8 protein-coding genes are annotated in these 10,491 nt (G+C 45.3%); 6 read left to right on the top strand and 2 right to left on the bottom strand.

Annotation, left to right across the window (positions count from 1 at the left end; all coding sequences use genetic code 11):
* Nucleotides 1–213 precede the first annotated feature (213 nt).
* Complete coding sequence (locus CAG60_RS08920) at nucleotides 214–1,485, top strand: NRAMP family divalent metal transporter (protein ID WP_161438768.1); 1,272 nt, start codon at nucleotides 214–216, stop codon at nucleotides 1,483–1,485.
* Nucleotides 1,486–1,587: 102 nt separating this feature from the next.
* Here CAG60_RS08920 and rapA read toward each other — a convergent pair whose 3' ends face one another.
* Complete coding sequence (gene rapA / locus CAG60_RS08915; RefSeq protein ID WP_161438767.1) at nucleotides 1,588–4,497, bottom strand: RNA polymerase-associated protein RapA; 2,910 nt, start codon at nucleotides 4,495–4,497, stop codon at nucleotides 1,588–1,590.
* Nucleotides 4,498–4,942: 445 nt separating this feature from the next.
* On the opposite strand from rapA, the gene CAG60_RS08910 reads away from it, so the two are divergent.
* The 5 genes from CAG60_RS08910 to CAG60_RS08890 all read left to right on the top strand — a co-directional run bounded on the left by CAG60_RS08910 (nucleotide 4,943) and on the right by CAG60_RS08890 (nucleotide 9,639).
* Nucleotides 4,943–6,319: a PhoH family protein gene (locus tag CAG60_RS08910; RefSeq protein WP_004394601.1), complete on the top strand. Its 1,377-nt coding sequence runs from the start codon at nucleotides 4,943–4,945 to the stop codon at nucleotides 6,317–6,319.
* Between the two features lie 115 nt (nucleotides 6,320–6,434).
* Nucleotides 6,435–7,439: an ornithine carbamoyltransferase gene (gene argF, locus CAG60_RS08905; RefSeq protein ID WP_158144662.1), complete on the top strand. Its 1,005-nt coding sequence runs from the start codon at nucleotides 6,435–6,437 to the stop codon at nucleotides 7,437–7,439.
* Between the two features lie 260 nt (nucleotides 7,440–7,699).
* Nucleotides 7,700–8,629 (top strand): aspartate carbamoyltransferase, encoded by a 930-nt coding sequence (gene pyrB / locus CAG60_RS08900; protein WP_161438766.1) that lies wholly within the window; start codon nucleotides 7,700–7,702, stop codon nucleotides 8,627–8,629.
* An 11-nt stretch (nucleotides 8,630–8,640) separates the two neighbouring features.
* Nucleotides 8,641–9,108, top strand: a complete 468-nt coding sequence (gene pyrI / locus CAG60_RS08895) for an aspartate carbamoyltransferase regulatory subunit (protein ID WP_158138937.1) — start codon at nucleotides 8,641–8,643, stop codon at nucleotides 9,106–9,108.
* Between the two features lie 141 nt (nucleotides 9,109–9,249).
* Nucleotides 9,250–9,639, top strand: coding sequence for a RidA family protein (locus CAG60_RS08890; protein WP_004394597.1), 390 nt, complete (start codon nucleotides 9,250–9,252; stop codon nucleotides 9,637–9,639).
* 100 nt (nucleotides 9,640–9,739) lie between these two features.
* On the opposite strand, the gene CAG60_RS08885 is transcribed toward CAG60_RS08890, so the two are convergent.
* Nucleotides 9,740–10,477: a 1-acylglycerol-3-phosphate O-acyltransferase gene (locus CAG60_RS08885; RefSeq protein WP_161438765.1), complete on the bottom strand. Its 738-nt coding sequence runs from the start codon at nucleotides 10,475–10,477 to the stop codon at nucleotides 9,740–9,742.
* Nucleotides 10,478–10,491 lie beyond the last annotated feature (14 nt).

Here is a 10,491-nt window from a genome sequence, read left to right as displayed (position 1 = left end):
AGTGAGTTCATCCCCATGAGCATAGGCAGACGATGCGATCGGTGTGAACCAACGTAGCCAACACCGCTGTAGCTTCAAGTAGGAAGGGGATAGTGACCATAACAATAAATCAAACACAACTATCAATCATACCTCTGGCACTGAAGATTGCTGAATCATGGCCTAAAACCAAGTGACCGCAAACGCAAGTCAAAGGTAGAAAAAGGATCGAGAATGGAAAACAGTGTCCCTTATTCAAACACCGAAAAACTCACGTTAAAACAATTAGTTCGCTCACTTGGCCCGGGGATCATGATGGCCGCAGCGGCAGTAGGAGGCTCCCATCTTGTCGCTTCCACTCAAGCTGGCGCAATTTATGGCTGGCAATTAGCGGCATTGATTTTACTGGTGAATTTATTCAAATACCCTTTCTTTAAAGCTGGTGTTCAATACACCATGGGAACCGGAGAAAGCCTCGTTGAAGGTTACGCTAAGCTAGGAAAAACCTACCTGTGGGGATTCACTCTATTAAGTATTTTCTCCGCAATAGTTAATACGGCTGCGTTACTGTTATTCAGTGCCAGTTTACTGGGTTACTTCATCCCATTTGAAATAGCGACCAGCGTACTTAGCGGCTTCATTTTAGTAACTTGTTTAATTATTTTGATCGCAGGGCACTACAAAGCTTTGGATGTTCTCTCCAAAACCATCATGGCAGTGCTCACCCTAGCGACTCTCACTGCGGTCTTTATTGCCGCAACTGGGCCTGCCCCATTAACCGTGGTCAGCGAAACGCCCTCACCTTGGACATTCGCTGCGATCGGTTTTATCGTCGTGACGATGGGCTGGATGCCGGCACCGATTGAAATTTCGAGCTTAACCTCAATGTGGCTAAAAAGTCAGCGCCGCCAACAAAATGTGACTGCACAGTCAGCACTGTTTGATTTTAATGTCGGCTACATTGGTACTGCCGTCCTCGCTATCGTGTTTCTTGCCCTGGGCAGTTTGGTGCTACACGGTACAGGGGTTGAACTGGCACAATCAGGGATTGGATTTTCTCATCAACTGGTTGGTTTGTACGCTTCCACCATTGGTGAATGGTCGCGCTATTTGATTGCTGTTATCGCCTTTTTCTGTATTTTTGGCAGCACGATTACCGTAATTGATGGCTATTCACGTGTAATTGCCGAAGCACAGCGTTTACTGCAACATAAAACTCACGCTTCGCCTCGTTTGTTTCAAACATGGCTATTTATCGTTTCAGCGCTGGCGTTAGCCATCATTGTCTTTTGGGCGTTTGCCTTGATGCCGATGCTCAACTTTGCCATGGTAATGGCGTTTATGACCACGCCATTTTTTGCCCTACTTAATTACATCTTAGTCACTAAGACCCCTTTACCAGCCGAATTAGCGCTCGGTAAAAAAACGCGAGCGTTATCGATCGTCGGATTGATTTATCTATTCGGTTTCTTAGCGCTGTTTATTTGGTGGAAATGGCTAATCTAATCGTAAAAGCGGGTGCTCTATTTCAAATCCGATTCGAACGGATCAAAAAAGGCTTTGTCATTTGACAAAGCCTTTTAACATTAAAGCGTACGAGATATAACGTTAGTTATGTGAAACCACAATCAAACGCAGTGAATCAAGTTGATATTGCGCTTGAGAAATATACCCACTTAATGCGCTCATCTGCTGCTCTAATGCGCTGATCTCTTCATCACGGATATTCGGGTTAACCGCTTTTAGTGCCAATAAACGCGCCAACTCTGCGTGCAAGTTATGCTCCATCTCCTGCTTGGCCTGCTCACGAATTGCCTCTACTTTCGCGCTAACCGCAGGATCGCTGGCGACGATTAAACGATGTATTTCAGCCTGCACAGAAGCCACCAATTTACTGGCTAAATGACGATTCACCGGGCTTAACTGGCGATTAAAGCTTTCAAAATCAACTTGCGCCGATAAATCATTGCCGCGGCCATCGATCAGAATACGGATTGGTGTTGCGGGTAAGAAACGGCTGATACCGCTGCTCTTAGGCGCTTGAGCATCCACCAGATAGACCATCTCTAATAGAATCGTCCCCACTGGCAGCGCTTTATTTTTCAACAGTGATACCGCACAAACGCCAACCCCTTCACTCATTAGAAGATCAATCCCACCTTGAATCATCGGGTGCTCCCAACTGATAAAGTGCATATCTTCACGAGAGAGCGCTGTATTACGGTCAAAAGTAATCGTCGCCCCTTCATAAGGCAAACCGGGATAACTCGAAACCATCATATGTTCAGAAGGCGTAACCACTAAAGCATTGTCACCACGGTCATCTTGATTTAACCCAACGGCATCAAACAAACTTAATGCGAAAGAAACCAGATTGGTATCGCCATCGGTTTCTGCAATCGACTGAGCGATCTGCAACGCTTTTTCTCCACCATTCGAGTGCATTTCCAATAAACGGTCACGCCCTTGTTCCAATTGGCTTTTTAGGGTTTGATTAAGCTTAGCTGAAGCGTCGATCACGCTCTCCAATTCACTGCTGTCTGCCGTGGCTAGCATTGCGATCAAAGCTTCGGAGAATTGATCGTAAACCGCACGCCCAGTTGGACACGTTTCGGCAAAAGCATTCAATCCTTCATTAAACCAGCGAGCCAGAATCCCTTGTGACGTCCCTTGCAAATAAGGTACATAAATATCGATGTCATTTTCTTGACCAATACGATCTAAGCGACCAATCCGCTGCTCAAGCAAATCAGGGTTAAACGGCAGATCAAACATAACCAGTTGGTGAGCAAACTGGAAGTTACGTCCTTCAGAGCCAATTTCACTACAAATCAGTACCTGAGCTCCGCCCTCTTCTTGAGCAAAATAAGCCGCCGCTTTATCGCGATCAATGATCGACATTCCTTCATGGAACACCGTCGCGCGGATCCCTTCTCGCTCACGAAGAGCTTGCTCTAATTGCAACGCGGTACTTGAGCGAGATGCAATGACTAAAATCTTTTCGCTACGTTTGGCTTTAACCTTATCAATCAACCAATTGACTCGTGAATCAAACTGCCACCAGCTCGCATCATCGCCTTCAAACTCTTGGAAGATTTCTTCTGGATAGAGCATTTTCATCGCTCGCGCTTGTGGACTCAGCTTACCACCAATCATCCCCGCGACGCGCATTGAAGTACTGTACTGCGCTGGAATCTCCATCGGCAATAAATGCACGTTCCGCTTAGGGAAGCCTTTAATCGCAGCGCGCGTATTTCTAAATAGAACGCGTCCTGTACCGTGGCGATCCATAAGATTGCTGATCAACTCATCACGGGCAGCGGCTTTTTCCTGTTCGTCAGCTTGACTGTCTAGTACCCGCAGTAAGGGCTCGACGTCCTGCTCAGATAATAATTCTGCGATTTGATTTTTTGCGGTATCAGTCAATACAAGACCAGATAACAGCGCGCTCACGGCATCAGCGACAGGCGCATATTGCTCTTCTTCTTTAACAAATGCGTCATAGTCATAAAAACGATCCGCATCCAACAAGCGTAAACGAGCAAAATGACTTTCGCGTCCCAATTGCTCTGGTGTCGCGGTTAACAATAATACCGCGGGTGTGCGTTCTGCTAATCCTTCGATGACTTGATATTCACGACTCGGTTTATCTTGGCTCCATTGTAAATGGTGCGCCTCATCAACCACTAACAGATCCCATTCCGCTTCGAGCGCTTGTTCAAAACGTTGCCGGCTTTTACGTAAGAAATCTAATGAACATAAAACATATTGCTGGGTTTCAAACGGATTATCCGCTTCGGCATAGGCCTCAACACAGCGCTCTTCATCAAATACCGAAAAGTGCAAGTTAAAGCGGCGCAGCATTTCTACCAGCCACTGATGCTGCAATGTTTCAGGCACCACAATTAAAATCCGCTCTGCGCGTCCAGCCAACACTTGCTGATGAATGATCATCCCCGCTTCAATGGTTTTACCTAGACCCACTTCATCGGCTAACAAGACACGAGGGGCATAACGGCGACCCACTTCATGGGCAATGTATAATTGATGAGGAATTAACCCCGCACGCATACCACATAGGCCGCGCATTGGGCTTTTATGCTGCTGGTATTGATTGGTCAGCGCACGATAACGCAACACAAAGTTATCCATCCGATCAATTTGCCCAGCAAACAACTTATCTTGTGGCTTATTGAAGCGGATTTGGTTACTCAGAAAAATCTCTCGCAATGCAATGCCTGCTTGTTGAGTATCTTCACGAGTCCCTAAATAGGTGAGTACGCCCTGATCTTCCACCACTTGTTCAACATTGAGTGACCAACCTTCTTGACTATCAACCGTATCACCGACATTAAAAGCCACTCGTGTGACTGGCGCATCATGACGCGCATACACTCGGTTCTCTTCGGATGCGGCAAACATTAACGTCACTGTACGAGCGTCCATCGCGACCACTGTACCCAACCCTAAATCACTTTCTGTATCACTTATCCAGCGTTGCCCTAAAGCAAAAGTCATCAAGACTACCTCATCTATTGGGATTAAACATTATCCGTTACCGTGACTGCACCGGCGTCAAGAAAAAGTCTACTTGTCCAACCGTTATGGTGCAGAAAAAGGTCGCTAATCTTACTTGATGGCGTGATACAGGTCACGCCCATTCCACGCTTTTTTTCTTGAGTGGTTGGCTGACATCAAAGTGTCACATTTTAATGGCAATGCTAATTCAATAGGTTGCTATACTGAAAAAGACCAGCAGGTTGCCAAACGATACTAAACCAGTATCACCTTACATCGACGTAAGGTTTGTTGGCATACGATATGCTTGTTCAAACAGAGAGTATCCATACCAGTTTGCCTTCTATCCGCAGTGATCGACAACCTGGCGACAGCGTAGAATCGATCGTAAGCACAAGAATGCAGACCTTCATTATACCCGCTATCACATAGCAAGGAGACGCTTATGGGCGATACTGACCGGAAACTGTTTGTCCTAGACACCAACATACTATTGCATGAACCTCTTGCAATTTACTCCTTCCAAGAACACGACGTCGTCATCCCGATGACCGTCCTCGAAGAACTCGACAGAATTAAAGACAGCAAACGCGATGTGGCCCGAGACGCACGAGTTGCCATCCGTGCCTTGGAAAACATTTTCCACGATGCAACACCGGATGAGATCTCTGAAGGTATCCCCTTAAAAAATTCAGGTGGCAATAAAGGAACGATTGCCATTTTGGCCGATTACGAAGTGCATGAAACGGTTAAAGCGTTTACCGACAAGGAGGGAGACAATCGGATCTTGAATGCCGTATTGCACCTACAAAATAAGCGCGCACCGCGTTCGGTGGTATTAATCACCAAAGACATCAACATGCGTTTACGTGCGAAGGGAGCGGGAGTACGCTTTGTTGAAGATTACCGAACTGACCAATTAATTGACGATGTACAATACCTCACAAAAGGCTTTCAGACCCGTCCCGGTAATTTTTGGGATAATGTCGATAGTGTGGACAGTTATACTTTGGGAGGCAAAACTTTCCATAAATTGGATCGCAAACCCTTCGAACCCACCTACATTAATCAATATGTATTGGATGAAGAAAGTGACTTCACCGCTCGAGTCGAAACCCTCAGCGATGACTCAATAACCCTACGTGATCTTGGACGTGAACGGCTCATGCACCGCAAAGTCTGGGACATTATGCCAAAAAACATTTATCAAGCCATGGCATTAGATGCCTTGCTCGATCCTGAGATTGATCTAGTCATTCTCACTGGCGCGGCCGGTAGTGGTAAAACGTTACTGGCTATGGCCGCAGCCTTAGACCAAACCATCGAACGCAAAATGTTCGATAAAATCATTGTTACTCGCAACACACCCGATATTGGTGAGTCGATTGGCTTTTTACCGGGTAGTGAAGAAGAGAAAATGATGCCGTGGTTAGCCGCCATCACCGATACTTTAGAAGCGCTGCACAAGCACGATCACTGTACCGAGGGCTCGCTCAAATACATCTGTGATAAAGCCAATATTCAATTTAAGTCGATCAACTTTATGCGTGGCCGCTCAATACAAAATGCCTTTGTCTTATTGGATGAGTGCCAAAACTTAACCGCATCACAAATTAAAACCATCATTACTCGTTGTGGAGAAGGAACCAAAATTGTCTGTTCAGGTAACTTGGCACAAATTGATTCCCACTACCTCACACCAGTAACCTCAGGGCTTACCTATATGGTTGAGCGTTTCAAAAACTTCGAAGGCAGTGCCAACATCCATCTCAATGGTGTCGTCCGCAGCCGCTTAGCCGAATTTGCGGAAGAAAACTTGTAATCCAATGCGGTGAGTTATTTCACATAACTCACCGCTCAACATAAAATAATTATTCACTTTTATAGCATCTATATGTTTAACTGGTCCTATTCTTTTTTATGGTTAAGGACTCGATATGGCTTTTAATTTGCGTCAGCGTAATTTTTTAAAATTACTTGACTTCACTCCCCAAGAAATTCAATTTTTGTTGAGTCTAGCGGCGGACTTAAAGCGAGCCAAATACGCAGGCACCGAGCAAAAAACCTTGCTGGGCAAAAACATCGCGCTTATTTTTGAGAAAGCCTCCACACGTACCCGCTGCGCTTTTGAAGTTGCCGCCTTTGATCAAGGCGCTCAAGTCACCTATATTGGCCCTTCCGGCTCACAAATTGGCCATAAAGAATCGATGAAAGATACCGCACGAGTATTGGGCCGTATGTACGATGGCATCCAATATCGCGGTTATGGTCAATCGATCGTCGAAGAACTTGGCCAATATGCTGGAGTTCCAGTATGGAATGGCCTGACTGATGAGTTTCATCCAACGCAAATTCTGGCTGATTTCCTAACCATGCAAGAGTTTTCTCATGGTAAAGCTCTAGATCAAATCCGCTTTGCTTATCTTGGTGATGCGCGCAATAACATGGGTAATTCACTCATGGTCGGCGCGGCAAAAATGGGCATGGATATTCGCTTAGTCGCTCCTAAAGCTTTCTGGCCAGATCGTCAATTAGTCGATATTTGTCAAAGTATTGCCCAACAAACAGGGGCAAGTATTACCTTGACCGAAGATGTCGCAGAAGGCGTCAAAGGCTGCGATTTCCTCTACACCGATGTTTGGGTCTCAATGGGAGAAGAACCCGAAGCGTGGGACGAACGCGTGGCGATCATGACGCCTTATCAAGTTAATATGGCGGCTATTCGTGCCACGGGGAATCCTCGCGTTAAATTCATGCACTGCTTACCCGCCTTTCATAATGATCAAACCACCGTTGGTAAACAAGTAGCCGAAAAATATGGTATGCAAGGCTTAGAGGTTACTGAAGAAGTGTTTGAGTCCGAACACGCGATCGTGTTTGATCAAGCGGAAAACCGACTCCATACCATCAAAGCCGTAATGGTCGCCACCTTAGGTGGATAACCATGCATTTAATGGTTAATAAGCAAACGAAAAACTCACTAAGCAAACGCTTGCCTTGAGAAAAGTTCGGCGTATAATGCCCAGCAATTTGTCTAAGGGGTGGCTTGTGAACAGAAACGATATCAACCATGTTTCTATGCTTCATTGCGGTGAGCAATTTTGCTTACTAGTCAATGCGTTGTTACCCTTTATTGATAATAAATAGCCTCCCAGATCGGGGGGCTTTTTTATGGCCGAAACACCAAGCAAGGGAAGACATTATGACCAATTCGCTTTACCAAAAGCACATCATCTCCATTTCTGAGCTATCACGAGCAGAACTGGAATTGATTGTCCACACCGCAGGTCAGCTAAAAGCAGAACCGAAACCGACTCTGATTAAAGATAAGGTTATTGCCAGTTGTTTTTTCGAACCCTCAACTCGAACGCGACTCTCTTTTGAAACGGCGGTACAACGTATCGGTGGCAGCGTGATTGGTTTTGATAATGGTGGTAATACGTCACTGGCTAAAAAAGGCGAAACCTTAGCCGATTCAGTTCAGGTAATAGCCTCTTACGTTGATGCATTTGTTATGCGTCATCCTCAAGAGGGAGCCGCTCGTCTTGCTTCTGAATTTTCCAATGGCATACCGGTGATTAATGCTGGTGATGGTTCGAATCAACATCCGACACAAACCCTGCTCGACTTATTCTCCATTTTTGAAACTCAAGGCCGTTTAAATAACTTAAACATCGCCTTTGTCGGTGATTTGAAATATGGCCGTACTGTTCACTCTTTAACTCAAGCATTGGCGAAATTTGACAACAACCGCTTCTTCTTTGTCGCTCCAGAAGCACTGGCAATGCCCGATTACATTTGTGAAGAACTTGATGATGCCGGGCTGCAATACAGCCTACATAGCGATATGGAAAGCGTGATCCCTGAACTCGACATTTTATACATGACACGAGTCCAAAAAGAACGTTTCGATGAATCAGAATACGCGCATATTAAATCCGCCTTCGTGTTAACGGCGACGATGCTGCAAGACGCTCGCTCAAACATGAAAGTCCTCCATCCGTTGCCACGGGTTGATGAAATCACAACGGATGTCGATAAAACCTCGCACGCCTACTTCTTTCAACAAGCCGAGAATGGGGTCTATGCCCGTGAAGCACTGCTCGCCCTTGTGTTAAATGAGTCACTGTAATGGAGCCGAACATGAATAAAGAGACTAAACTGCAAGTTGAAGCGATTAAAAACGGGACGGTTATTGATCACATCCCAGCCAAGGTTGGGATCAAAGTCTTGCGTTTATTTGATATGCACAACTCTCACCAACGCGTCACTATCGGACTCAATCTTCCCTCTTCTGCACTTGGCCATAAAGATCTCCTGAAGATAGAGAATGTCTTTATCAACGAAGATCAAGCCAATAAACTCGCACTTTATGCCCCCCATGCAACGGTTAACCAAATAGAAGATTATCAAGTCGTTAAAAAATTAGCCTTAACGCTGCCAGAAAAGATCAATAACGTTTTTGCTTGCCCAAACAGCAACTGTATCTCACACAATGAACCCGTTGAGAGTAGCTTCCGCATTTTTGAGAAAGCCAATGAAATTCGTCTTAAATGTAAATACTGTGAGAAAGTCTTTTCACGCGAAGTGGTCACCGAACGCGAAGCCTAAACAGAGTTCATTCGTACTAACGACGTAACATCCATAAACGAAGTGCAAACCGCCAAGGTTCTGCCGATTGCCTCTTTACCTCTACTAGGTTTAGAGGCACACTAAAAACTCATTTTTAATCAAGATTATGGAATAACTCGCATGACTAAAGTTCTGCATACCGAATCGGCTCCAGCGGCAATCGGTCCTTATATTCAGGGAATTGATTTAGGTAACATGGTGTTGACTTCAGGCCAAATCCCTGTAAACCCAGTAACAGGAGAAGTCCCTGCTGATATCGCTGCTCAAGCAAAACAATCTTTAGATAACGTTAAAGCGGTGGTTGAATCGGCAGGATTAACGGTAGGTGATATCGTTAAAATGACCGTGTTCGTCAAAGATCTCAATGATTTTGCGACCGTAAATCAGGTTTATGGCCAGTTTTTTGATGATCATAACGTCGCCAATTACCCTGCACGTTCTTGCGTTGAGGTGGCTCGTTTACCGAAAGATGTTGGGATTGAAATTGAAGCGATCGCTGTTCGTCGATAAGCGTTCTCGCGATAAAAAAGGTTGCTTGATAAGCAACCTTTTTTCTTTTCTCTGATGTATTAGCGAGACTTCAACGGCTCAGTGATTCTATAAAAGGCAATTATCCACGAGCTGGTTGAGCATCTAATCGCGCCACTTCGGCATCAAGCTCAGCCAATTTGATTTGCATATCATGGTGACACTGCTTAGATAATTCACGGACTTGTTCTCGAGTTAACCCTTCCGTACTAACGGGCGACAGCATTTCGACAATCACATGACCATTATTCCAACGATTTAAACGTAAATGATTAGTAGAACTACAGACAATCGGAATAATCGGCACTTTCGCACCTATCGCAGCATGAAAAGCACCCGCTTTAAAAGGCAGTAACCCCCGGCCACGGGAACGCGTTCCTTCAGGGAACATCCAGACCGAAACGTCACTGTTATTCATACTATCCACCACTTGATCAATCGTGCCTTTGGCTTTGGCCTTATTACTGCGATCAATCAAAATATTGCCGGTTAGCCAATACAACTGACCAAACAACGGCGTCCATAATAGGCTTTTTTTACCTACCGTGACCACTTTGGGCGTCACCGCCGCAGAGACGGTAAAAAGATCCCAAGTATTTTGATGGTTAGCAATATAAATCGCCTGACCACGATGATAAGCATCCTCAGGAATACGCAGCTCTAAAGTAATACCAAATACCCGAGACATTTTGGCAAACAGACGGCCAAAGGTGAAAACGTGTTTTGGATTGCGCGGACTGAGCAAACAATAGCCACATCCAAAAACAAACATCACAACAGCAAATAGAGCTAATGCCAAAAGACGCAAGACAGCAATCATGCAGATTCTCCAAT

The sequence above is a fragment of the Vibrio sp. V33_P6A3T137 genome (assembly GCF_009904835.1).
GTDB classification, from domain to species: domain Bacteria; phylum Pseudomonadota; class Gammaproteobacteria; order Enterobacterales; family Vibrionaceae; genus Vibrio; species Vibrio metschnikovii.
The sequence above is the reverse complement of the archived record's forward strand: the minus strand, read 5'-3'. Positions and strand labels throughout refer to the sequence as shown.

Excerpts from the sequence above, each read along its gene's own strand:
- CAG60_RS08920 (WP_161438768.1), top strand. The coding sequence starts at position 214 with ATGGAAAACAGTGTCCCTTATTCAAACACCGAAAAACTCACGTTAAAA.
- rapA (WP_161438767.1), bottom strand. The coding sequence starts at position 4,497 with ATGACTTTTGCTTTAGGGCAACGCTGGATAAGTGATACAGAAAGTGAT.
- CAG60_RS08910 (WP_004394601.1), top strand. The coding sequence starts at position 4,943 with ATGGGCGATACTGACCGGAAACTGTTTGTCCTAGACACCAACATACTA.
- argF (WP_158144662.1), top strand. The coding sequence starts at position 6,435 with ATGGCTTTTAATTTGCGTCAGCGTAATTTTTTAAAATTACTTGACTTC.
- pyrB (WP_161438766.1), top strand. The coding sequence starts at position 7,700 with ATGACCAATTCGCTTTACCAAAAGCACATCATCTCCATTTCTGAGCTA.
- pyrI (WP_158138937.1), top strand. The coding sequence starts at position 8,641 with ATGAATAAAGAGACTAAACTGCAAGTTGAAGCGATTAAAAACGGGACG.
- CAG60_RS08890 (WP_004394597.1), top strand. The coding sequence starts at position 9,250 with ATGACTAAAGTTCTGCATACCGAATCGGCTCCAGCGGCAATCGGTCCT.
- CAG60_RS08885 (WP_161438765.1), bottom strand. The coding sequence starts at position 10,477 with ATGATTGCTGTCTTGCGTCTTTTGGCATTAGCTCTATTTGCTGTTGTG.